This is a genomic window from Candidatus Zixiibacteriota bacterium, from assembly GCA_036397555.1.
Lineage (GTDB): Bacteria > Zixibacteria > MSB-5A5 > WJJR01 > WJJR01 > DATKYL01.
Genome location: DASWIS010000008.1, coordinates 14,262 through 39,732 on the forward strand (window position 1 = coordinate 14,262; position 25,471 = coordinate 39,732).

At 59.7% G+C, this 25,471-nt stretch carries 13 protein-coding genes; 9 read left to right on the plus strand and 4 right to left on the minus strand.

Annotation, left to right across the window (positions count from 1 at the left end; genetic code table 11):
• Positions 1-65: 65 nt before the first annotated feature.
• The 6 genes from VGB22_01485 to VGB22_01510 all read left to right on the plus strand — a co-directional run bounded on the left by VGB22_01485 (position 66) and on the right by VGB22_01510 (position 14,419).
• Entirely contained in the window at positions 66-5,480 is a 5,415-nt protein-coding gene (locus tag VGB22_01485; protein HEX9749950.1) for an Ig-like domain-containing protein, read from the plus strand.
• A 197-nt stretch (positions 5,481-5,677) separates the two neighbouring features.
• Positions 5,678-8,077, plus strand: coding sequence for a S8 family serine peptidase (locus VGB22_01490; GenBank protein ID HEX9749951.1), 2,400 nt, complete (start codon positions 5,678-5,680; stop codon positions 8,075-8,077).
• Positions 8,078-8,348: 271 nt separating this feature from the next.
• On the plus strand, positions 8,349-9,299 hold the full coding sequence (locus VGB22_01495) for a T9SS type A sorting domain-containing protein (GenBank protein ID HEX9749952.1): 951 nt from the start codon (positions 8,349-8,351) through the stop codon (positions 9,297-9,299).
• A gap of 185 nt (positions 9,300-9,484) precedes the next feature.
• A complete protein-coding gene (locus VGB22_01500; protein ID HEX9749953.1) occupies positions 9,485-11,728 on the plus strand; it encodes a beta-galactosidase in 2,244 nt (747 codons plus the stop codon).
• A gap of 360 nt (positions 11,729-12,088) precedes the next feature.
• The gene (locus VGB22_01505; protein ID HEX9749954.1) at positions 12,089-13,537 is read left to right on the plus strand and encodes a Do family serine endopeptidase; all 1,449 of its coding nucleotides are present in this window, start codon (positions 12,089-12,091) and stop codon (positions 13,535-13,537) included.
• A gap of 75 nt (positions 13,538-13,612) precedes the next feature.
• The gene (locus tag VGB22_01510) at positions 13,613-14,419 is read left to right on the plus strand and encodes a sigma-70 family RNA polymerase sigma factor (GenBank protein ID HEX9749955.1); all 807 of its coding nucleotides are present in this window, start codon (positions 13,613-13,615) and stop codon (positions 14,417-14,419) included.
• Between the two features lie 200 nt (positions 14,420-14,619).
• Here the strand turns inward: VGB22_01510 and VGB22_01515 are convergent, their stop codons facing one another.
• The 3 genes from VGB22_01515 to VGB22_01525 all read right to left on the minus strand — a co-directional run bounded on the left by VGB22_01515 (position 14,620) and on the right by VGB22_01525 (position 17,991).
• A complete protein-coding gene (locus VGB22_01515) occupies positions 14,620-14,970 on the minus strand; it encodes a hypothetical protein (GenBank protein HEX9749956.1) in 351 nt (116 codons plus the stop codon).
• A gap of 39 nt (positions 14,971-15,009) precedes the next feature.
• Positions 15,010-15,534: a hypothetical protein gene (locus VGB22_01520; GenBank protein HEX9749957.1), complete on the minus strand. Its 525-nt coding sequence runs from the start codon at positions 15,532-15,534 to the stop codon at positions 15,010-15,012.
• Between the two features lie 1,131 nt (positions 15,535-16,665).
• Positions 16,666-17,991 (minus strand): UDP-glucose/GDP-mannose dehydrogenase family protein, encoded by a 1,326-nt coding sequence (locus tag VGB22_01525; protein HEX9749958.1) that lies wholly within the window; start codon positions 17,989-17,991, stop codon positions 16,666-16,668.
• Positions 17,992-18,365: 374 nt separating this feature from the next.
• On the opposite strand from VGB22_01525, the gene VGB22_01530 reads away from it, so the two are divergent.
• From VGB22_01530 to VGB22_01540, 3 genes are all read left to right on the plus strand, one after another.
• On the plus strand, positions 18,366-18,899 hold the full coding sequence (locus VGB22_01530) for a hypothetical protein (GenBank protein ID HEX9749959.1): 534 nt from the start codon (positions 18,366-18,368) through the stop codon (positions 18,897-18,899).
• Between the two features lie 236 nt (positions 18,900-19,135).
• Positions 19,136-22,780, plus strand: a complete 3,645-nt coding sequence (locus tag VGB22_01535; GenBank protein HEX9749960.1) for a hypothetical protein — start codon at positions 19,136-19,138, stop codon at positions 22,778-22,780.
• Positions 22,781-22,906: 126 nt separating this feature from the next.
• Positions 22,907-24,262 carry a vanadium-dependent haloperoxidase gene (locus VGB22_01540; GenBank protein ID HEX9749961.1) on the plus strand — a complete coding sequence of 452 codons (1,356 nt, stop codon included), beginning with the start codon at positions 22,907-22,909 and terminating at the stop codon, positions 24,260-24,262.
• An 81-nt stretch (positions 24,263-24,343) separates the two neighbouring features.
• Here VGB22_01540 and VGB22_01545 read toward each other — a convergent pair whose 3' ends face one another.
• Positions 24,344-25,444 carry a hypothetical protein gene (locus VGB22_01545; protein ID HEX9749962.1) on the minus strand — a complete coding sequence of 367 codons (1,101 nt, stop codon included), beginning with the start codon at positions 25,442-25,444 and terminating at the stop codon, positions 24,344-24,346.
• Positions 25,445-25,471 lie beyond the last annotated feature (27 nt).

A 25,471-nucleotide genomic window follows, 5' to 3' on the forward strand; every position in this document is an offset into this window, starting at 1 on the left:
TCGCTCAGCGAACGATTCGATCCCTCGCGACGGTGGGAACCATCCGCCGCCGGACCGTTCCGTTTGTGAGTGCCATTGGCGTCGCCGTAGTCCTCACCCTGGCGCCGACAGTGGTCTTTGCCCAGGGGAGCATCTTCGGAACGGTGCAGAATGCCGATCTGTCCAATCCGGCGGTCGGCGAACTGCTCTGGGTCGGCTATCTGGACAACACCGACGAGGAAATCCGGATCGAATCGAATGTCGGAGCCGGTTACGATGGCGTCAATTGGTTCGACGACTTCCAAAACTACACGACCGAATCGGCGGGAAATCCCTATGATTATGTCTTCGTCAATACAACCAATGGCCAGGCATTCGTTCTGTCGAAGACCATACCGTCGAATTCGTTCCAACAGGAAAACATCCTCCTGGGGCCGTTGACCATTCCCGCGCGTCCGACCGGACTAACCGCGCAAGTGACTTCCGGAGCCAGGATCAATCTCTCGTGGAATTACCAGAGCGGTGTGACGTACCACGTCTACCGCCGCGCCACGGCCAATAACAGCACCTTCCGCCGTCTGGATTCTCCATCAGGTAATCTCGCCAATCCGGGCGTCGCCGATTCCTTCTTTGTCGATGCGACATCCGACGGGGTCTCCGACTACACGTACACCATCCTCGGTGAAAACGCGTCGGGGAACTGGTCGGCGCACTCCGTCGAAGTGTCCATTCTGGCCTCGGCGATCACTGCACCAGCGGTCGCCTCCGTCGATCCCGACTCCGGATCGTCGACCGGCATGCCATCGGTGACCGTCTACGGCGCCAACTTCGACATCGGCGGTGCGTCAGTGACATTCGGCGGAAACCTCGCGACCAACGTGGTCGTTGTCAGCCCCTTTGAGCTGACCTGCAATGTGCCAACCGGCGTGCCGGGACCCGTCGATGTCGTCGTCTCCAACACCGCCTCGGGATCGGCATCGACGCCACTGGCAGGCGGCTTCGTCTATCTCGGCAACCAACGCCCGGTCCTGGCAGCTATCGGCGCGCAAATCGTCGACGAGGGCGATAATCTCAACTTCATCGCAGCCGCCACCGATGCCGACGGTGATAGTCTGATCTTCACCGCGGCCAACGTACCGGTCAATGCGACATTCCTCGACAACTTCAACGGTACCGCAACGTTCGACTTTAGTCCGGATTTCACCCAATCGGGGCTCTACAATGTCTCGATTATCGTCTCCGATGGCGCACTGGCCGACACGGAACTCGTCGCCATCACCGTTAACGATATCAGTCTGCAACCGGTGTTGACCGCCATTGGGCCGCAAAGTGTCGATGAAGGGCAGAACCTGAATTTTGGTGTGACGGCGAACGACGCCGACGGTGACTCCGTCATCCTCTCAGCAGTTGGCGTCCCATTGAATGCGACGTTTAACGATAACTTCGATGGCACCGGCGTGTTCGACTTTAACCCGGATTATACACAATCGGGTCTCTACAACGTCACGATCATCGCCTCCGATGGCACGCTGGCCGATACCGAAATCGTCGCCATCACCGTCAACGACGTCAACAACGCGCCGGTGCTGGCCGCCATCGGTCCGCAGAGCGTGGACGAGGGTCAGAATCTCAATTTTAACGTCTCGGGCACCGACATCAACGGCGACAGTCTGACATTTGCGGCCTTGAATGTTCCGGTCAACGCGACGTTTAACGACAACTTCAATGGCACTGGGACTCTCGATTTTAACCCAGACTATACGCAGTCGGCCATCTACAACGTCTCCATCATCGTATCCGACGGCGTCTTGGCCGACACGGAAGTCGTGACCATCACGGTCGCCGATGTCAATCGTCCGCCAGTGCTGTCGGCCATCGGTTCACAGTTGGTCGACGAAGGTCAGAATCTGGCGTTCGGCGTCACGGCAACCGATCCCGACGGTGACTCACTGGTGCTGACGGCGCTCGATGTCCCGGCCAACGCGACGTTCAACGATAATTTCAACGGCACCGGCAGCTTCGACTTCAGTCCTGACTTCACACAATCTGGTGTCTACAACGTGACGATTATCGCCGCTGATGGGGTGCTGGCTGACACCGAGATCGTCGCGATCACCGTCAATGAAGGCGGAAACCAGCGCCCGGTCTTGACGGCGATTGCCGACACGACGATCGACGAGAACACGACGCTCGTGATCAACGCCGCTGCCGTCGATTCCGACGGTGATAGCCTGCTTCTCTCGGCGACGGGCGTCCCGGCCAATGCGACATTCATCGACAACTTCAACGGCACCGGACAATTCAACTTCTCGCCGAGCTTCTTCCAGGCGGGATTGTACAACGTGTCCATCATCGCCTCCGATGGCCTGTTGGCCGATACCGAAGCGGTGTCCATCACCGTCCTTAACGTGAATCAACTTCCCGTGCTGGCGCCGATCGGTTCGCTCAATGTCCAGGAAGGAATGCTCCTTTCGGTCTTAATCACGGCCAGCGATGCCGACAGCACCATCCCGGCCATCACCCTGCAGGGAGCGCCGTCCGGTGCGATCTTCGCCGACAGCACGAATGGTCGTGCGTCGTTCGTGTTCACCCCCGGCTTCAATCAAGCGGGCGTGTATCCGTTGACGTTTGTCGCTTCCGATGGCGTCGCGGCCGACTCCGAACAGGTCACGCTGACCGTGACCGACGCCGGCAACCAGCCGCCGGTACTGGCGGCCATCGGGAATCGGGTCCTTCAGGAAGGCGACAGTCTTTTCATTCGCGTGACGGCGACTGATGCGGATCTCACGATTCCGGTGCTCAGTGCGGTCGGGGTTCCGGTGAATGCATCGTTTGTCGACTCGCTGAATGGCGCCGGTGGATTCATCTTCCGGCCCAGTCTGACACAAGGCGGCGTGGGCTATCCCATCACGTTTATCGCGTCCGACGGCATCGTCGCCGACAGCGAAGCGGTGATCATCACGGTAACCGAGATCGGGAATCAAGCGCCGATCTTCGACTCCATTCCGCCGCAGACCGTGGCCGAAGGCGACACACTGACGCTCCTGATCCACGCTGTGGATCCGGAAGGCACGCAGATTCTGATGGGTACGTTGGAGCCGTTCCCCGACGGCGTCTTCGCCGATTCCGGCAACGGATATGGATCGTTCCGCTACACACCCGGCTACACCCGCGCCGGCATCGATACACTGAGCATTCTCGCCATCGACCAGGGATCACCGCCGTCGAGCAAGACGCTGAGACTCCAGATTACAACGACTGAGACAAATCTGCCGCCGACGCTCCTGCCGATCGGCGACCGCACGGTGCTGGCCGGCGACTCATTGAAGATCCGCGTTGTTGCCACCGACTCGAGCGCGCCGCCGGGCAATGAACTCTTCATGGCGACGCTGAATGCGCCCGCGAATTCGTTCTACGCCGATTCCGGAAATGGCGTGGGCGGGTTCCGCTTCTATCCCACCTTCGGCCAGATCGGCGCGCACCAGATGACTTTCCTGACCACCGACAACGGCGATCCCGCACAAGTCGCGCTGGAAACAATCACGATCACTGTGCAGACCCAAAATCAGGCGCCGGCGCTGGCGACGATTGGTCCTAAGCAAGTCCTTGAGGGCGGCGTCATAAGCTTCAATATCAGTGCCACTGATCCCGATGGGACGATTCCGTTCCTGACGGCTGATTCGATCCCGCTAAACGCTACGTTCGTCGATTCCGGAAACGGCATCGGAACTTTCCGGTTCACGCCCAGCTACCTGCAGTCCGGGCTCTATCAGGTCGTGTTCACGGCCAGTGACGGGCTGATGACAGACGACGAACAGGTCCTCATTCAAGTTGCGGAAGCCGGCAATCAACCGCCGCAATTCAACACGTTGCCGGACACGATCGCGGTCGTTGAGAAGTCGACTCTCCAGCTTCTGATCTCCGCCATGGATCCGGAGAGTCAGTCCGTGTCGTTTTTCGTCTCACCGGAGCTGCCGAATGCCATCCTGACTGATTCCGGCAACGCTGTGGCGCTGTATACGATCACGCCCGACTATTGGCAGGATGCGTTTTACGATTTGTTATTCGTTGTCGAGGACGTCACCGGGGCCGCCGACTCCGGCGTGGTCGTCCTGGAGATCATCGACATCGGCAATCAGATGCCGGACTTCGTGCCGATCGACACGCAATTCGTCCTGGAACAGGACATCCTGCAGTTCACGGTCGCTGCGCTCGACTCTGACCTGACGATCCCGACGCTCACGGCGCGACCCCTGCCCTCTTTTGTGTCCATTGTGCCGCAGATCGACGGCACCATCGACGTCTCCGCCGCGCCGCTCTATACTCATGCCGGAGTCTACGACATCTACTTCGTGGTGACCGATGCCGAGGATTCCGGCCTGCAGGACAGCATTCTGGTCCCGCTGGTGGTGCAAGACCGCAACCGTCGCCCGACGTTCATTGCGTCGTCGACCAACGGCAGCACCGTCCTGATGCCGCAGGGCGATTCAATCACCATTTGGTATCGCGCCACGGATCCCGACGGACCGACACCGGTGATGACGGCGACAAATTTGACCTCGCCGAACATGACGTGGGCCGACTCGGGCAATGGGTACGTCTATCTGAAGTTCAAGCCGGGATTCACCGAGCTGGGCAATTTCTTCGCAACGTTCGTGGCGACCGACTCCGTGTATGATACGGCCATGACGCTGTCGAGCCCGCCGCAGACATTCAGCGTCGGATTCACGAATGTGGCGCCGGTCATCGCGACGATTCCGCCGCAGAATGTGATCGAAAACGATTCGCTTGTGTTCACGGTGACCGCCACCGATGCCAATGGCCAGATACCGACGCTCACGGCGCTCAACCTGCCGACCGGGGCGACCTTCACACCCTTGGGCGGTGGCCAGGGAGAATTCCGCTGGACGCCGACCTACACGCAGGCCGGGAACTACAACGTGAGCTTCCGCGCGCAAGATGCCTCGCTCGCCGACACAGAGACAGTCAGCATCACCGTCATTGAAGCGGGCAATCAGGCCCCGAACTGGATTTCAGCGTTCCCTGTCGATACGCAGTTCCTGACGGTCTTCACCAATGTGTCGATGCATGTCCGGGCGGCTGATGTCGACAATGCGACGCTGATCCTGACAGCGCTCCCCCTGCCCGCCAACGCGGCATTCGTCGACTCGACCAACAAGGCAGGACTGTTTACGTTCTCACCGGATTCCGCGCAGATCGACAGCTCATATGTCGTCACCTTCATCGTAGCCGATACCTCTCTTGCCGATACGGCAGTGGTTCGATACAAAATATTGCCGTTTAAGCGCGGCGACATGAACGACGACAACGCCATCGACGTCTTCGATGTCGTCCTGCTGGTTGGCGTCGCGTTTCGCAACGAGCCGTTGCCGGTGCCTTTCGACAAGGGCGATATCATCGTCGACGGATCGATCGACGTTCTTGATGTCGTTCGGTTGGTCGACTACGTCTTCCGGGCCGGGCCCCCACCCCCGCCGTAAGCGTGGGACCTTGTCTGACCGTTGACAAACGACGGCTCGGATAGTACATAGCCAACAGGAGTTGCGCGGGCGCCCCTCATCTTGTGCCCGACCTCTTGAACATTACCCCACTTCCGCTCCGACTGCCGTTCGGACGAAGACGTTCTGATGCCTGGTGCGATCACGGCCCTACGGGCCAATACATCGAGGAGTGACGGATGATCTGTGAGAGACTGCAGGAGACATCTTCGTATAGGACAGCGCGGGCGTTTGGAGTTGTCGCAGTGCTCTTGGTGTCCGCCGTAGGTAGCGCGTCATGGGCCGCCGATCTGTACAGGCCGGATGTGCTGGTTGTCCAACTGCGACCCGCGAGCGCCAAAATCGTCGGCCTGACTAAGAATGTCGCCGCCACCGGAATCGCGTCCCTGGACGAGTTAAACGTATCCAATGCGGCCATCAGTCTGCATCGTACCGTGCCTCCTGCTGTCCCGGCATCAGAGGGCGGTCACGATCATCACGGTCTTCATCGCTTCTACACGATCGAATTCATGCCGGGTTCCGATATGGAGGCAATCCGCGAGCAATACGCGGTCGATCCAAACATCGAAGTCGCCGAATTCGACTACATCATGCCGCTGACCGCTGTGCCCAACGACCCCGGATACGACGATCAGTGGACGCACAATCAGATCAACGACCATGACATCGATACCGAGGAGGCCTGGGACCTGGAAGTCGGCGATTCGACGATACTGGTCGGCATCATCGATTCGGGTGTCGAGTATCTGCACGCCGACCTCAATTGGTCGATCTGGGTCAACCCTGGTGAGGACCTCGACGGTGACGGCAAGGTCTGGGACACAGACGATATCGACGGAATCGACAATGACGGCAACGGCTATATCGACGACCTGATCGGCTATGACTTTCTCCCGGTGACGGGCGCGTGTTGGGCTGGTGAGGACTGCAATGGTCCCGACAACAATCCGGAAGACTTCGCCGGCCACGGCACGCACGTCGGCGGCATCGTCGGCGCAACGACCGACAACGGCATCGGCGTCGCCGGTGTGGCCGGCGGATTCCGTGGGCAGCGCCGGCCCGGAGTCAAGCTCATGGCCCTGCGCGCCGGATATCTGGCCAACAGCGGCAATGGTTTCGTCAATATGACCGCCTGTGCCGCCGCCGCCAACTATGCGGTAGCCAAGGGAGTCTCCGTCATCAACTGCTCATGGGGGTCATCGGGAGCTCTCATCCGCACCGCAATGCTCAATGCCGTCACGAGTGGTGTCGTTGTCTGCAAATCGGCGGGCAACGATGGCGGAACACCGGACGAAGAGATACCCGACATCCTCGATACCACGTTCGGTGTCATGGCCATCGCGTCAGTCGATTGGTTCGACAAGAAATCGGGTTTCTCCAGTTTCGGAACGTGGGTCGACATCTCCGCACCCGGATCGGATATCTACAACACGTATTCTTCGCTGGGCTCTCCGACCTATGCGTCACTGAGCGGAACATCCATGTCCTCTCCCACCGTGGCGGGTGTCGCCGCCCTGATCAAATCGCACCACCCTTCGTATGATCGCACCGACATCGAGCCGATTTTGTTCTCGACAGCCGAGAATATCGATGCCGAGAACCCGACCCTTATCGGCAAGCTGGGGGCAGGGCGGATCAATGCGCTGTTTGCGCTACAGACCTTGTCCACCGCGGATTTCGAAGCCGATATCGCGTTCGGGTCTGCCCCGTTGACTGTCAACTTTACCGACATTTCACCGAATGCCCCCGATCCGCCGTACAGCTACGACTTCGGCGACGGCAACAATGCCGCCACGCAGGACGCCGAAAACACCTACGATGATCCCGGCATCTACAACGTCACCTACACGGCCAGCGGCCCGTCGGGACCGCACACCCGCATCCGACCCGAGATGATCGTCGTCGTGCAGGACACAATCGAATACGGGGACATTGAAGTTGAGATCGGCCAAAAGGGTGGTATCCCGGTGCGGCTCCGCAACACCCACCCCATGAGCGAAGTGCTCATGCCGCTGGACCTGATCGGATCCCCGACCACACGGATCGATTCGATCCAGTTGAATTCGCTGACGGTCGGATGGAATAAGACAAACGTCTACAACAACTTCCTGTTCGGGCAGGGGGCGTTTCTCATTCGCGCGCTCGGGTCCGGGACACCCATCCCAGCCGGGGATCACATCGTGGCCTACATGTGGATGCGTGTCACCGCCGGCACTCCCGGGCAGGTCGAGACCGCCGACTCCGCTACTTTCAGCGGCAATGGACTGACCCTGGCCTCGTACTGGGCCACGTTCAAGCCCGAATTTATTCCCGGCTCCGTCACGATCCCCCTGCCTCCATGCGATTGCCCCTGTCTGGGAGACCCGATTTGCGACTCCGTTGTCAACGTCTTTGACGTGGTCAGTGCTGTGGATGTCGCCTTCCGCGCCGGAGCGCCGATATTCGACCTGGCCTGTCCGAGAGAGCGAACGGATGTCGATTGCAACGGCGTGACCAACGTTTTTGACGTTATTAAGATCGTCGATGTGTCCTTCCGGGCGGTTGATCCGGCGGTGGCGTACTGCGATCCCTGCCTATAATCAGAGGAGTATTCCCAGAATTCTGACTCCGCCCTCCGGCCTGACGGGCGGGCGGACCCATTGTCGGGCAACCCATTGGGTCGCCGTAGGGGGCACGCGCGACGGTTCATCTGGCCAGAAATGCTGTTGACAAAGCGCCGGGCTGGGGTCTATTTGCCTGTGGTGCAGTGGGGTAACGACCACTGCTGGTTGTAATCAATAGAGTGGCACCGGGGGGACCCCCGCTAATCAGCGTGAACAATCACTCAGCGTGAACCCAAGGAGACGGGGAATGATGCGACGGAAAGTAGTGTGGGGGATTCTCACGATTGCGGTAGCAGCCGCATGCGCGCCGGCCCACGCGGCCAATCACGTACTCGTTGAGTCAAAATCCATGTTGACACCGGGCGCGTCCGGAATCGAGATCGGTGTCTACATCTCCAATGACATCGATCTGTCGGGTATTACCGTTCCACTGGAGTTGCGGACGCAGGAGCCGGCGAAGGGTGGGGGAGGTGCTTTCATCGAGTCGGGCTTCGACTTCGACACGAGTACCGGCCATCGCTTTCCCGGCGGAGGGTTTGCGCAGCTGTCGACTCATGATGTGCCGCTTGCTGAGGCGGATACCTTTAATTGCAGCGGCCCAGTTTCAAGTACCTTTTCAAACATTGAACCTATCGGTTACTCCAGTCCCGATGCGGTGAGCTATCTGTCCGTATTTGTAAACCCTCTTATGTTGGCAGGCACCGATGGCGTACCCGGCGGCGGCACACCTTCACTGCTCTTCGTCTTCACCGTCAACAGCGTCGAGGGGTGTTTCGAGATTGATACATGTTGCACAACGCCGGGGAACCACTTGGATTTCGCCGATAACGCTGGCGCGCCTGCCACACCGACGTTCGAAAAGGGCATCGTGTGTATCGGGGGGAATGCCGTGCATGAACTCGGGAATAATGCCCTCCCGAGGGCCTTCTCGCTGGGACAGAATTACCCCAATCCCTTCAATGCGGGGACCGTCATCCCGTTCTCGACCGAGCAATACGGTCATGTCCGTTTGGATGTCTACAACATCCTCGGACGCCGCGTGACGACACTCGTCGACGAGGACATGGAAGCGAGCCAGTACTCCGTTGACTGGGACGGCACTGACAGCGACGGACGCCCGGTTTCCACCGGTGTCTATTTCTACCGCATCGAGACCGACATCAACGTGGCGACTCGGAAGATGTTGCTCCTAAAGTAGCGAGCTCAGATTCGAATGTTCGTGAGCCCGCCGTGACTGCGGCGGGCTCTTTTTTGCTCGAACCGGCGGATTTCAGATCGACGTCCCGTATTGCTTTGTTGCACAATATGTTATGACATACACCTTGACTTGTGCTTCCCCATAGGATAGTCTGATTGCTTCCCTGATTTGTGGAATCCACTTCAATGGACGATCGATCTCGCGACCCCTTCTCCATAACTATCGGTGGCACAAGGGATTCGAGGGCGCACCTGCGCGTCGTCGATCACAAATTCTATATCGGGAAGGAAGAGTATACTCCCTACATCGCCGAGATGCACTACTTCCAGGTGGCCAAACGTCACTGGTCGGTGTGTTTCGAGCGAATTCGTAAGGCCAACTTCCGAATCATCTCCACCGCGGTGCCTTGGAATCTGCATGAGGCCCGGCAGGGGGAGTTTGATTTTGCCGGCACAAGTGACCCGGCAACCGATCTGGTTGTCTTTCTTGAGCTTTGCCGAGAGTTTGGGTTCAAAATCGTGCTGCGCCCCGGACCCTGGATCGGCCAGGAATGGGACCGTGGCGGTATTCCCGAATTCGCAGCCCGTACCCCCGAGATGGTCGCAACCGATGTAAAAGGCGAGCCGATCATCGCCGACCCCGGCGCCGGCGCTCGTACGGTTCAGTTGCCTTCCTACCTTGGGGGACGTTTCCAGATCCAGCTTAAGAACTACTTTTCCGTCCTGACCGAAGTGGTTCGCAACTATATCTATCCGCGCGGCCCGGTCTTCATGATCGAATTGGACCACGAGACTTCATTCGGGCGCCACTTCGATCCGTTGTCGGCGGATTTCAACCCCAAAGGGTCGCTGGCGGCCTTCGGAGAGTACCTCGCAGAGAGGTATCAGGAACTCGATCACCTCAACCGCGCCTGGAAAACAAAGTTTAAGGATTTTACCGAAGCCACGCCGATCGACAGCGTTTCTCTGAAGACGTCGCAGGATTTCCTGCGTGTGATGGATTGGATCGGGTTTCGCGAGTGGATCATCAACCGGTATGCCGCAAGTCTCGCCGAGATGTTGTCGCAGACTGAGGTGCTGGTCTTGTTTGCGCGCAGTCTCGCATTCCATGGCCCGTACCACTTCCCCAACACGGCGTCGTCGACGCCCGAGGACCGTACGGTCTTCACGGTCAATCTCGATTGGGACACGCCCTTTGCCGACACGATCCGCCGCGCGCGCGCGGTCTCCGGCTGGCAGGCCACCGGCATTTGCACCGGCCTGGCGGTCGGAAGCTGCCATCCCGACGCGAAGGCGGGACACGCATACCGCCCGATTACGCCCGCCGACACACGACGGATGATCGTCGCGGCACTGGCGGCAGGGATCAACGGAATCAACTTCCACATGTTTGTCGGGCGTCCGCGCTGGTATGACTCGGCGCTGGAATCCGATGGCGCTGTGGGTGCGTCCTTCGATGTCGTCGATCGCGCACTGACACGTCTGATTGCGTCGCGTCACGAGATCATGCGCGATTTCGCGGATGTTGCCTTAGTTCAATACAGGCCATATCAGCGCATCGCCACGCTCGGCGAGCAGGGAGAATACAGCTACCTGGCCGATCTGTCGGGACCGTCGTTCAATGCCGTTGCCGCCGATTTGATGGCGCTCTCCTATGATTATCGCCTGTTTAACTTGGAGTCGACCTCCCGGCTCGACAAGTACGGCACCATCATCGTGCCCTGCGGCGAGATGATGGACGCCGCCGATCAGGAACGGCTGCTGGAGCTGTACAAAGGCGGGGCGCATCTGATCTTGTACGGTTTGCTGCCCAAGACCGACACGCGCTTTGAGCCGTGTGAGATTCTGGCTAAAGGCATCGGGTTCCGGACCGTGGCCGAAGGCCAGATCGCCACTGTCGATGCGAAACGGCACGGTTTTCAGTCGTTGGTCTATGGGTCGATCCGCCGCGCGCCCGCGCGCGCGGTCAAGCTGGCCAAGGTCGGCACAAAGCTGGTCGGGGCCTCCAATCGTGTGGGCAAAGGTTCGGTCACCGTCCTGACCTTCTCGCCGGGATCGCTCCTGTACCCCGAGAAGCTGGTTTTTTTCCGGGAAGTGCTGCATTCCGGCAAGCTCCAGACGCCGGTTTTTTCCTCAGATCCGCGGACCCATGTCGTGCTCCAGGGACATGCGAAGGCCGGGCTGTTGATGGTCTATCACACCGCCGAAACTGTCGGTGTACCGGACGGCATTTCCGATTCGCCGAACGCGCGGGGTGTCATCGTTGGGGCCGATGTCAGCGTCGTCGGCCTGTCGGCTCCCCGGATCGGGCTGACCAATGTCTTCACCGATGAGACGATCAAGATGACACCGAAAGAGTTGAAATCCGGCATCGAAATCCGCATCGGACGTGGCGATTCCCGATTGTTCCTCATCGACAAGCAGCGATAGACGCCCCGACGACGCACCGGCCTCTTCCCCGCCCCAATGCACAACAAATCCTGCGGTTTGGCGCATAGGGTCAACAACAGACTTTGGCTTCGCCGCGTATAAGCGGTGGATCGGTTTAGAGATCGATTACCGTTGCTGGTTGTCCGCTACCCGTGTCTCCCATGCAAAGTTTCCATCTTCAATGCCTCGACTCTGCCGGCACGGATGGAACCTTTCGGGCTCTGACGCGTCGAAACAGTCGGCCCCCGGCCTGATTGAAGTCGAGAATCGGACCGGTTGCGCCAGAAGGGAGCGGATGTTATAATGAGAGTTTCGGAGCTTTATCAAGAGTCGATGACCCGGGGCAGCAGACGTTCATTAATGGGTAGGAGTCTCTTGGCCGTGGCCGCGGTTGCCATCGTGTGCGCCGGGGCGCTCGTGCCGGTCAGCGCACTCGCTCAGGCCCCGGCCGGCGGATGGGTCAACTCTCAGGGGCACAGCCCGTTCGTTTCTGTCGTGGCGAAAGTGAAGGATGCGGTCGTCAACATCTCCGCCGAAAAGCTGGTCGAGCGCAATCGCAATCTCCAGCCCTTCTGGGGCGACTGGTTTGGCCCGCAGGACACGCCACGGCGCCAGAAATCGCTGGGGTCGGGGTTTGTCTTTCGACCCGACGGCTATATCGTGACCAACAACCACGTCATCAACGGCGCCGATGAAATCACCGTGCGTCTCTCCGACAAAATGGAGCTGCCCGCCACGGTCGTGGGGACCGACGAAGCAACCGATCTGGCGCTGCTGAAGATCAATGCCGAGCATTCGCTTCCCTATATCCCCCTGGGGAGCTCCGATTCGATTCTGGTCGGCGATTGGGTCGTCGCCATCGGCAATCCGTTCCCGGCACAGGGACTCGATCGCACGGTGACAGTCGGTGTAGTCTCAGCCCTCGGGCGCAACAGCTTGTTCTTCGGCGATGAAACGCCTGTGTATCAGGACTATATCCAGACCGACGCCTCGATCAACCCCGGCAATTCCGGGGGACCGCTGGTCAACCTGAAAGGCGAGGTGATCGGAATCAATTCGGCGATTGCCAGCCCAACCGGCTCCAATGTCGGCATCGGGTTTGCCATTCCGGTCAATTTCGTCAAATCCATCATTCCCGACTTGTTGGCGTCCGGGACCGTTTCACGCGGATGGTTGGGCATCCAGCCGCGCAGTCTCTCGTGGGACGATGTCGAGGCCGAGGGCCTCAGCTCAGCCGACGGGGTGATTGTCGATCGTGTGATTGCCGGTACGCCCGCGGAGCAGGCGGGATTGCGCGTTGGCGACGTCATCCTCTCCGTGGACGGCGCGAAGGTCAACGACGCTCAGCATTTCATGCAGAAAATCTGGCAGGCGCGCGCCGGTGCGACCATTTCGCTGGGTCTGCTGCGTCGCGGACACGAGCGCACAGTCGACGTGACACTCGGCGACCGCAATATCCAGTTTGCCGCGTCACAGCAAAATCCCGACGGGGGCAGCTCAGCGCTCGAACCGATGTGGCTGGGAATGAATGTCAGCACCGCGACGGCCGAGTTGGCCGATCAGTACGGCAGCGAGTATCACCCCGGAGTGATCGTCACCGGCATCGATCCGGACGGCCCCGCCTACGAGAAGGGGATCCGCGTCGGGATGATCATCGCCGAGATCGATCAGGCGGCCATACGCGACCACGATGAATTTCAGGATGCCATCGCCCGGCTCGAAGGCGAAACACGGGCGGTGTCGCTTTTGGTCTTTCAGCAGAACGGGCAGACCGGGTACATCACGGTCCGTCCCGAATGGCGGGAGTAACACACTTCAGAAGGAGGATCGGGTACGAGCGTACGCACATCTCGCAAGTACCGGGATGAAGACCGGTCGTTAGATCTGTACCTCAAGGAGATCGGCGAAACACCCCTCTTGACGCCGGCCCAGGAAGTCTCGCTGGCCAAGCGCATCAAGCAGGGGGATCAGCGCGCGCTGGAACGGCTCACCAAAGCCAACCTGCGGTTCGTGGTCTCGGTTGCCAAACAATATCAGAACCAGGGCCTGTCCCTGGCCGACTTGATTAATGAGGGCAACATCGGACTGATCAAAGCCGCAAAGCGCTTCGATGAAACGCGCGGATTCAAGTTTATCTCCTATGCGGTGTGGTGGATTCGCCAGGCGATCCTGCAGGCATTGGCCGAGCAGTCGCGCATCGTGCGCCTGCCCTTGAATCGTGTCGGCACGCTGCACAAGATCGGAAAGATCGCCTCGTCGCTCGAACAGGAGTTCGGCCGCGAGCCGTCCTCCGATGAGATCGCCAAGGAGCTGGAACTGTCGGCTTCCGAGGTATCCGACACGCTGAAGATTTCCAACTCGCACCTGTCGCTGGATGCGCCGTTCTCCACGTCGGACGACAACAGTCTGATCGACGTGCTCGAGGACGAAATGCAGCCCTCGCCGGATGAATCGCTGTTGCGCGATTCGCTGCGATTGGAGATCGAAAAGGCGCTGGACACGCTCACGCCGCGTGAGGCGGAGGTGATCAATCTCTACTTCGGTCTGTCACACGAAAAGGCGCTGACCCTCGAGGAAATCGGGGTGCGCTTCAATCTCACCCGCGAGCGGGTGCGGCAGATCAAGGAGAAGGCGATTCGCCGTCTACGCCATGCCTCGCGCTGCAAGTCGCTGCGCGCGTATTTGGACTGAAGACCGGTCACAAAAAAACTTCATACGTATCCGAGAAGAAGCCCCGTCCCGCTCTTGCGGGGCGGGGCTTTTGTTTTCAGTTGATCCAGGTCGAGACAGTTTGTGGCCGGGGTCTCTGACCCCGGTTCGCAAAGCGAACAATCACGCTTCGCGTGACCGCAATCAGAGATCGCGGCCACCCGCCGTCGGGATCGAGCAATTCATCGGAGTTGCAGAAGATGCTCCACGCGGCCGACGAGGGAGTCGGAGTCGAGCAACTGCCCTACATGCATTGCTGCGCCCAATTGGTGCATCCAATAGTCGGGTGTCGATACGGAGTCTCTCCACGTCCTGCCGGGACCATAGACCAGATAGATGTCCCACGCCATTTCCAGCCCGAGAGACTCGCCCCAAGCGGTTCCCAGGAGTCGCTGAGAGTCCCAGTAGTGCGTCAGACGCTCATCGGTGGATTCCACAGAAGCCTCGACCGCCCGCTCGCGGACGTCGCCGGGCAGCATCGGCAACCAAATGATGTGCGCCCTGAGCCGGGCATCTCCGACCGTTTCCAGCACTTCTCTGACCGCGGCGTACCCGCGCCGCCTGCAGGCGGGTCAGGTTGGAGATAGGAGACTCACGAGCCGCACAAATTGTGAGTCGGCATCAAACGCGTGTGTAAAATCGCTCACAGTCTCGATGTCGGCCAGTTCCGCACCCAGCGTATCGAGCGGTGCCCTCGACGTATCAGCCAAAGGTTCGTCGACTGATCCCACTGTCCCTCGGATCAGTGCAATCTTGTCTGAATCGTCAAAGAGGAGTGCGAAGAACAATTCTCCCAGTGCGAATCTCAGCGTGACTTGCACTTCCCCGGGAATGGAATCGCGTACATCCACCGCTTGCTGGAATGCCCCGAAGAAGTTGATCCAGTCTGTTCGAGTCTGCATCAGCTCGTCGGGCGAGAAATCCGACAACACGCTGTCCGCGAACACGTCCCGCAAATGCGTCGTGTCGCCCGTGCGCATGAAATCCGCCACGACTTCAATCGCACTGACCCGTGCAGGGGAGACTTCCGCCGATGCATTTCCGCCCCAGAGTGCGGCGAGCGCCGCCAGGAGTGCGACGATGATAGTCCTTCTCATGTTTCCTCCGTCATTCCTGTTCCTCGGGTTTGCTGTCCCACCGCTTGCCGAAAGTCCCCCATTGAGGGCGGTGGGAAAGGATTTACCTCAATGCGGACGACTGAATTTGCCACATCGGGGAACATGGATCAATCGGGGCATCCCGTCATCAAACCGACGGACCTGAGAATCCCGGACCAAGGGGCGTGTTGAAAAATCCCAATTTGATGTCACCCCGAGCGGAGCGAGGGGTCTCGATGCGCGAGTGTCCGCCGACAACGCCTTGGAGATTCCTCGCTTCGCTCGGAATGACCCGAATGATTACTTCCATGAAACTCGATTATGTGGGTTCCAATGGGTTTTTCAACACGCCCCTTGGTCCGGGTTTCAACGGATTATCCAATCTGAAGACTCTCAGAATCTCTCTTGTAGCGCAATCACAAGGGCTCGAAGGCTCAGAGGATCTCGTGAAACCCGGACGAACGTCCGGGCCACCCGCCGTGGAGCCGGTACTCAATCAGACCCCAATCCACATCCGTCGTTGCTCCTGAAAATGCAGAGTGTACGGAAGCGCTAGGGTCTCAGTCCTGCCCGTGTTCATCCACTTTAGTCTGCAATGCACCGTGCATTGAATGCTGTCTGGAAACTGATTGAATGGAGCCAAATCCTCACGTGCCCATATTCGCCGCACCTTGAGCGCAGTTTCAGCTTCGAGGGAGAATAGTACAGTTCGCTCCGAGGGTTCACTTCGCTTAGGGTAAAACACAACCAAAGTCACCGAGTCTAATCCTAATACGATATTCGTGTCCTTCCTCTTGTTGTCCGCTTCGATTGTCAAGCTGAACCCAGCAGTGGAGTCGGCTGGCCCGTGTTCTACCAGCCGCTCTACGATCACTAACATCGTCCAATTCTGTAACTCTCGCTTCGCAGGACTCTCGGAAGACTCCGTGAATGCCCACCAGCGGTAATAGCCGCATCCCGCAATGACTACGAGCGCTGCAAAAACATGAAATATGGGGGTAGAGACTCTTCTTTTCATGTGCCGCAAGAACCTACGATGTGCGAGGCTTCGTCGGACAAGGGGCCGGTACCTGAGTCCAATTATCGTGTGCCCGTCACTTGCGGACTTGTTGCCCTGACCTTGGTCAGGGTTTATCGGCGCGCAACAGGTAAACCGTGACCAAGGTCACGGCCGCGCGGCCGACCGATACCGACGTACGCGAATCCAAGCTCGCGCATCACTCCCGCATCAAGCAGGTTACGTGCATCGACGATATTTGGCGAGGCCATGCGGTCGCGCAGCGCGGGCCAGTCGAGTTGAGCAAATTCGGGCCACTCGGTCATGATCACGACGGCGTCGGCGCAGGCGAGCGCATCGGCTGCGGCGGCGTGAACGGTCAACCGGTTGAGCGGGAGTTTGGCGGAGACATCGATCGCCGGATCAAAAGCATGCACATCGGCTCCGGCATCAGTGAGTTTGTTGATCAACGCGAGCGCCGGTGATGCGCGCAGATCGTCGGTTTGTGCCTTATAGGCCAGGCCCAGCACCGCGATCCGTCGCCCGATCAGTTCACCGATCAGGTTAGTGACTTTCTCGACAATGCGGTCGATCTGCGCCGCGTTGGTGTCCTGCGCGCCCTGCGCTGTTGCCAGCGTGATATTCTCGCGCCGTCCCAGCGCCAGGTACTCATCAAGGTCTTTAGGTAAACACGAGCCGCCGAAACCAGGTCCCGGCCGCAGGTGACCCGGGCCGATCCGGGGATCGAGGCCGAGCGCGTGGGTCACAGTGGCCACATCGGCGCCGACCGATTCGCAGAGAGCCGCGAGTTCGTTGGCGAATGAGAGCTTGGTCGCCAGGAACGCATTGGCGGCATACTTCACCAATTCAGCCGTTTCGTTGTCGGTGATGATCGTTGGCACTCGAGGCTCCAAACGGTCGGCGTGCAGTTCACTCGCGAATGCACACGCCGACTGGGTTCCACCGAGGACAATGCGATCGGGATAGAAGAAGTCGTAGACCGCGTTGCCCTCGCGCAGGAATTCCGGACTGCTTACGATCGCGACACCGCTCAGTTGATCGTTGATTCGCGCGAGATGTGCGCGTGCCTTCTTCGCTGTCCCGACAGGCACCGTGCTGCGGATCACGACGATCTGCTCAGTTGACAGGTGCTCGGCCAGTGTGTGGAGAACGTCGAAGACCGCGCTCGCATCGGTGCGGCTGTAGTCGACATCGGCTGTGCCGACCGCGACGAAGATCGCGCTTTGCCCTTCAACATTCGGCGCCAGCTCCGTGTCGAATGACAGCCGCCGCCGCCCGGCACACTCTCTGACAAGTGCTTCGAGGTTGCGTTCCTTGAAATCGACTACCCCACGTCGCAGCGAGGCGATCCGCGCGGCATTCTTATCGATACACAGCACCGTGTGACCGAGCCGCGCCAGCCCGGCGGCGGTGACCAGCCCCACGAACCCGGCCCCCACCACACAAGCCCGGATGCCGGTACCAGGGCCGCCTGGGAGGTCGGCGATAGTCCAATTCTTGGGGTCGGTGGCCGAGGGCATTTGTACGGCAAGATACGTGCAGGACTTCCTGGTTTCTCACAGAATGTACCTTCGGGCCACTCCGGCTTGACGTCCTGGCGATGCCACTTTTACATTCCGCGGATTCAGCTTCGGCTCCCCGTCTGTGACGAAAACATAACACGTTGTCCCGCCGTATCTTGTGGAATTCCGATTTGGCGATGGAACCAAACATTACTCTTGACGGTTTGCTGAAAGTGTAATCAGATTACCCGACCACCAGATAGGTCATTGACACTAAACGCAGTTATTCTCAACCCACGGAGGAAGATGTGATGAGAAAAGCGATGATGGTCCTCGGCGCAGTACTGATCGCCGGGTTCGCCGTCTCCGCCCAGGCCGGCCAGGCGTCTGTCGAAGAAGTCATGGCCAAAATGGCGACCTGTCAAGCTTGTGCACCGTTCATGAAGCACACCGAAATGCACCCCAGCATGGCCAATGAGACCTTCGACACCAAGACGGGCTTCATCCAGTGGTTTGGTGTCAACGATTCCAAGATGGCCCCGACCTTCGCCGCTTGCATGCAGGAATGCGGCGGTGTCATGGAGCAGGCGGGCAAATGGACGGCGGCCGAACGCACCGAGAAGCTCTGCGGGTGCTGCACCGGCATGATGGACCTGATGGCACGCAAAGATGTGACCGTCGAAATGTTCGATGGTGCGATGGGCGGATATGTCGTTGCATCGAGCACGACTGCCGAAGGCACGGCCGAGTTGCATAAGTATGCCAAGCTCTCGCGCGACATCACCGCGGCTCACGCCGCCATGCAGAAGGAAGCGGCCGGCAACATGGCCAAGACCAAAGGTTGATCCCGTCCGTCCGGCTCGTCATCGAAGACGATGCCGGTCGATCCGTTTTAGGCACCCCGGTCCGTGAGGGCCGGGGTGTTTTCTTTGTGAGGGCGGGCTTGCGTCCGGTCATGCAAAACCGGCATTATGCCGTTTGACCGACGGCTGTCACGGCATCCGCTGCTTCACCGAGTCCCACGGCCGCTGTCGTAGCCAATCACTGCGAATCGGACACTCACTCAAGCAAGGTGGCAGGAATGACTCAACGCATGCTGACAGTCGCGATCCAGGGACTCAAAGGGCAGCGCCGGACCATGATGGGAGTAGCACTGATGGCATTGACTCTGACCGCATTTACGCCGCCGGAGGCGCGCAGCGACAACACGCTCGCCGGACTGACGGCCGATCAGCAAATCGCTGATTTTCGGGTGGAGAATCTCTACGACAGCCCCAACGGGCAGGCGATGGGCGCGCGGTTTCGCCATGTGCCCAGCGGTTTTGTGATCGACTTCCTGCGCATCCAATCGCTGCCGCAGGCGTTCATCTGGGTCAATTCGCCGCCACCGTCGGATCAGGGTGAGCCGCACACCTGCGAGCATCTGCTTTTGGGTAAGGGCACCAAGGGACGCTACGTCGCGTCGCTTGAGGACATGGCATTGGGACAAAGCTCCGCCTTTACCATGCAGTTGGAGACCTGCTACCACTACAACACCTCGGCCGGGACCGATGTCTTCTTCGAGCTGCTGGAAGCCAAACTCGATGCCATGATCAGTCCCACATTCAGCGACGAGGAAATCCGCCGCGAGGTGCGCAATTTCGGCGTCACGCTCAATCCCGACGACAGCTCGCTGATGGTCGAGGAAAAGGGAACGGTCTACAACGAGATGGTCTCAACCTACGAGCGGCCGTGGTCGCCTTTGTTCCGCGAGATGGGGCTGCTGCAATACGGCAAGGGCCATCCGATGTCGCTGGAATCCGGCGGCGCACCCGAGGCGATACGTACGATGACACCCGACGATCTGCGGGCATTCCATTCCGCCACGCACCACCTCAACAACATGGGGATGATCATGGCGGTCGCCGACGACATTGGCGTGGAGGGAGCGTTGACCACCATCAGCGGTATCCTCCAGCGTGTCGAGCCGGATGCCGTGCCGGGGCAAGATCCCGCCGATGCGCACTTTCGCGTGCCGGCGGCGCGGCCGGATCTCGCCGGCGACGTGCGCATCGTCTCGTTCCCGCATCGCAACGCGCAGGAGCCCGGCAATCTGATGTTCGGCTGGGCGCCGCAATTGAACCTGAACACACACGATCTGATCCTCTTCGAGTTGTTCCTCGACAATCTCGCCGGAGGCGAGACATCGAATCTGTACCGTCGCTTTATCGATTCGCAGACACGGACCATGGACATCGGCGCCAGTGAGGTGTTCGGCTGGGTCTCCGACGATGCCGGCTATCCCTGCTACGTCGGATTCGAGAATGTCCGCTCCGAGTTGCTGACCGACGAGAAAATCCAGGGGATTCGAGGTGCAATCCTGGAGGAAATCAGCACGATCGCTGCGTGGACAAACGGTTCGCCGGATCTGGCGCGTTTTAACGAGCGCATCAAGAGCCGAATCATCGAAAGCCGCCGCAGCGACCGAAAGTTTCTGGACACGCCGCCGGGGTTCGGTTCGCGCGGCACAGGCGCCCGCTGGCTGGGGTACCTTCGTCGCGTGCAGGACGCCGATGGTTTCCGCAAGCCGTTGTTGGCCGCCGGCCACTACGATTCCATCGAAACACTCGTCAGCGGCGGTGCCAATGTCTGGCGTGACCTGATTGCACAGTGGAATCTGCTCGCATCCGTCCCGTTTGCCGTCGGCGCGCGTCCTGATCCTGAAATGGTATCGCGCAGCGAGGAGGAGCGCATCGGGCGCAATCGCGCGTTTGTGGAGTCGCTCAAGACGCGCTACACAGTCGACGACGGCCACACCGCCATCCGCCGGTACCAGGACGAGTACAATGCGCAGACCGCGATCATCGATACCGAGGCAGCGACCATCGCCATGCCCGGATTCGTCAACAACCCGCCGCTGACGCTCGATGACCAGTTGCACTGCGACGTGCAATCATTGCCCGGCGGCGGCCCGCTGGTGGCGTCACGGTTCGACAATATGACGGCCGCGACCGTCGGTCTCGCGTTTGGCTTGAACGTCATACCCGAAGACCAGCTCCTGTATGTCGTGGCGCTGCCGACATTGCTGACCGACGTCGGGGTCATTCGCGATGGTCAGCCGATCGCCTATGACGTCATGAAGGAATCGATCCGTCGCGAAATCTCCGAGTTGCGGGCGTATCACAGTGTCAATCACCGGACACGTCGCGCTGAGCTGGTTCTGCGTGCCTCCGGAAGCGAACTGAATGAGGCGCAGACCGCTCTGGGATGGCTGTCGTCGGCGCTATTCGATGCGGACTGGCGAGTTGAGAATCTTCCGCGCATTCGCGATGCGGTCGATCTGGAGTTGGCCGACGCGCGCAATACCATGCGCGGTTCCGAAGAATCCTGGGTGCATGATCCTCAAGAGGCCTACTGGCGGCAAAACGACCCGCTGTTGTTGTCGGCTGACTGTTTCCTGACACAGACCCACGCCCTGCACCGCCTGCGCTGGCGTCTGAAGACCGCCGATGACGAGGCCGATCGCAATGCGTTCTCCGCATTCATGTCGCGCCTCGCGTCGCTGTCCGGCCAGCAGGGTCGTGATGCGCTGGCGGCGACGGCCGCGAAACTCGCTGGCGACGACAACGATGCGATCCTGATGGGAACTGCGCAGACTCTGCTTGAGGATGCCGAAGCACTGTCGCATCCGACGCGCGCTCTGGTGCGCGAAGCAGCACGCGATCTGCAGAGATACGTACCCGATTTCCCCGACGGTTCGCTGGCCGCCGACTGGGCGTATCTGTGCCGCCAGATGGCGCTGGATCTGAATGTTGCGCCGTCAAAGACGCTGGATGAATTGCGCTCGGCCATGGACCGCCTGCGCGCGCGCGACAATGTCCGTTCGTTTGTCATCGCGAGCACGCAGACACAGGGCGCATTGCGCCCCTTGATCGATGGCGTGGTCAATCGCCTGGGCACTCAACCCTCGCAGCGGCAGAGCTACGGTTCGCGTCAGCATATCGTCGATCGATTGCACGATCACACGCCCGACATCGCCCGCCCCGTGTTTGTCGGTTTGGTCAACGAGAACACCCGCTCGGGCGTCCACATCAACACCGCTCCGTGCGCCAGCTTCACTGAGCACGACCAGGAATCGCTGCTGCGGTTCTTATCGGCGCGTCTGTACGGCGGCGGCGGCGCTCACAGCATGTTCATGAAGACATGGGGCGCGGGCCTGGCTTATTCCAACGGCCTGCGGTCGAATGAAGAGGCGGGACGCTTGATTTACTATGCCGAGCGTTGCCCCGATCTCACCCAGACGATGCAGTTCGTCGTCAACGAATTGAAAAACGCTCCCTACGATAAATCGTTGGCCGAGTACGCGATCGCGCAGGCGTTTGCCATGTACCGGGGAGGGGCGCGCTATGAAACGCGCGGAGAGGAAATGGCGGATGACCTTGCCGACGGCGTCACCCCCGATGCCGTTCGTAGTTTCCGCCAGGGCGTCATGGCGCTGCGCGATTCACGGAATCTCTTTGAAGAGCTCAATAATCGGATGCCTTATGTCTATGGTCAGGTCCTGCCGGGATACGGACCGACAGAGGCAGACTTGCCAGGGGCGTTCTACTTTGTGATCGGCCCTGAAAAGCAGTTGGCAACCTACGAGGAATATCTGCGCTCGGTGGAGGGGACGGATATCCGTCTGGCGCGCCTATACCCGCGCGACTACTGGCTGATTGATCCGGATGCGGTTGCCGTCAATTAGACGCTGAGACTGGCCGGTTCGTACTGAGAGAAAGCTTGACCGATCAGGTCGACCATTTTATATCTCTACGTTTCCGTCGAATCGCAGCGGCGGGTGTGCTCGCAGGATAAACGCATGGAGGGTAGAATGGCGAAACGGAGTTTGGCAGTGGTCCTTGCCGGCGGCCTGATTGTCATGGCCGGCGTCCTTGGTTGCAGCAACTCAACTGAACCCGGCGGGTCCGACGAGACCGACGCATACTCGGCCGAAGTCGCCACCGAATGGTTTGTACTCGTGAATACTCTGATCGACAACGAGTCCTTCACACCGCCGCGCGCATCAAGGCTGCTCGGCTACGGTGGTGTTGCACTCTATGAGGGCGTCGTGTCGGGCATGCCCGAGTACCAGTCGCTGGTCGGGCAACTCAATGACCTCGACTTGCTGCCGAAGGCGACCGATCCGCCATATCATTGGCCCGCGGTTGCCAACGCTGCTTTGGCAACGGTGTTTCGCGGCATGTTCGAGGGAACCACCGGTGCGACCCAGGATGCCCTCGACGATCTTGAGGCGGACAATACAGGGCAGTTCGAGGAGGATGGCGTGGATGACGATGTGCTGGCGCGCTCGATCGCCTATGGGCAGTCAATCGGGCTGGCGGTTCTCGAGTGGTCGCGCAGGGATGGTTACGCGACTTTGCACGACTGCGCCGGCTATGCACCCAGTGGCGAACTCGGCAAGTGGGAGCCGACACCGCCCGCGAACGCTCCGGCACTGGAACCCTGTTGGGGAGATTTGCGCGCGTTTGTGCTCGATAATGGCGGCGTGTGCGATCCCGGCCCACCGCCCGTGTTCAGCACCGATCCGCTCTCAGCTTTCTGGATCGAAGCGCAGGAAGTCTTTGATGTGGCGAGCAATCTGACCGCAGAGCAACTGGAAATCGCTCAATTCTGGGCCGATGGCGCCAGTACACTCACCCCTCCGGGGCATTCTATATCGATCGCCACCCAGGTGCTGGAGATGGAAGATGCCTCGCTGGCGCTGGCGGCCGAGACCTATGCCAAAGTCGGCATGGCGGTCGCCGATGCCTTCATCGGCTGCTGGTGGTCGAAGTTTGAGTACGATCTGATTCGTCCAATCTCCTGCATCAGAGATGAGATCGATCCGGCGTGGCTCTCGCCGATCGGCACACCACCGTTCCCGGAATACACATCGGGACATTCCACTCAGGGAGGTGCCGCCTCAGAGGTGTTGACCGACTTGTTTGGCGACGACTACGCGTTCACCGATCACACGCACGACGCCACAAGCCCGTCGCGGTCGTTCGACTCGTTCTACGAAGCCGCCGACGAAGCTGCGATATCGCGTCTCTATGGCGGCATTCATTTCCGTACAGCCATCGAGCTGGGTGTCGAGCAAGGACGCTGCATCGGCGGACATGTCAACGCGCTGCATTTCGCCGTCGAAGTGCCAGTCGCAAAGCGGGTCATCGCATCCAATCAATAGTGCAGCGTTAACTTGGCTTGAGTACAACGCCCGCTGGATCGGTAATCCGGCGGGCGTTTTTGATTCTCGCAATCCCTTACGCTATGTGAAACTGACGACACGGACTTCCGTCCGATCTTCGAGGCGGAACTTCTCTGAGGCATCAAGCACGATCAACCGGAGGGCATCCGTGGGCACCGCCTTGAAGCTCAAATCGCCCCGATGCCGCCACTCACGCTCGGCAGGCCACAGGTCGGGGAGTTCGCCGCGACGGTGGCACAGTGGTTTCTCTTTGGCAGGCAATTCGCGCCATTCGTTTTCCGTCACATACCGAACCGGGCGCACGCCATTGGTGATCGCCCAAGCTTTCGAGATTGCGATTCCGTACGGCTCGAAGGACCAGCGTGCCCATCGCGCCCGCCAGCGCATCAGCGGCAGAGAATCGTACGGCGATCGCTCGGTGAACGCGATTACCGGCTGACCCTTCGCGATTCTCCATGATGACGCGCGGATTGATTTCTCTGCGAGCATACGCCTGAGCGTGTTCAACGCACTGCGACAATAGCCGTCTCTCGAATCGACCAGGTCGGCATAGAACCGCGCACGCGTTTCGCCCGGCCACGGACCATGACATGCGCGGGTCCAATGGATCAGCCAGTCGCCATCCCATGCCTTGACTGAGTCACTGAGCTGTGATGCATCGACTAATGTGCGCGAATGGTTTGCCGTTGGTGCATAGCGGACCTGGAATCGTGTGTCGACTGCCCTTGTCCCCGAATGAGCCGCGATCAGTTTGCTGAGTTCACCATTTGGTCTGACACTGACCGGCAATAGCATGTCTGCTCGGTCAACCGCTTCGCGATCACGATCCGCCCACCACGACTTGGCACTTCGCCTTGACTGCGTCGATTCGATCCAGTGCCATGAAGTCTTGGCCGGCTCCAGCTCGAAATCCTCAGTCAATGCGGCAACGACTATTTCTTTCCGCTCGTTTTTAGGTTTGGGCAGGACGAGTTCAATCTGTCCACCGGCGCGGGCGACCGCCCATGTCACCAGTTCCCACGTATTCAGTCCGATACTCGAGACTACAGTCCAGCCTTGCGCCGTCGCAAACTGAGCGGCCGCCACAGTCGACTTGACCCACGGATCGTTTCCGACTGGTGTCTTACTCTGGCGCGAGTTGAGGATGGCGACACGCGTCACGTGTTAAAGGACATACAGCACCACACT

Bases quoted from the DNA above. Each gene is read 5' to 3' on its own strand.
- VGB22_01490 (HEX9749951.1), top strand. From the start codon at position 5,678: ATGATCTGTGAGAGACTGCAGGAGACATCTTCGTATAGGACAGCGCGG.
- VGB22_01495 (HEX9749952.1), top strand. From the start codon at position 8,349: ATGATGCGACGGAAAGTAGTGTGGGGGATTCTCACGATTGCGGTAGCA.
- VGB22_01500 (HEX9749953.1), top strand. From the start codon at position 9,485: ATGGACGATCGATCTCGCGACCCCTTCTCCATAACTATCGGTGGCACA.
- VGB22_01505 (HEX9749954.1), top strand. From the start codon at position 12,089: ATGGGTAGGAGTCTCTTGGCCGTGGCCGCGGTTGCCATCGTGTGCGCC.
- VGB22_01520 (HEX9749957.1), bottom strand. From the start codon at position 15,534: ATGAGAAGGACTATCATCGTCGCACTCCTGGCGGCGCTCGCCGCACTC.
- VGB22_01530 (HEX9749959.1), top strand. From the start codon at position 18,366: ATGAGAAAAGCGATGATGGTCCTCGGCGCAGTACTGATCGCCGGGTTC.
- VGB22_01535 (HEX9749960.1), top strand. From the start codon at position 19,136: ATGACTCAACGCATGCTGACAGTCGCGATCCAGGGACTCAAAGGGCAG.
- VGB22_01540 (HEX9749961.1), top strand. From the start codon at position 22,907: ATGGCGAAACGGAGTTTGGCAGTGGTCCTTGCCGGCGGCCTGATTGTC.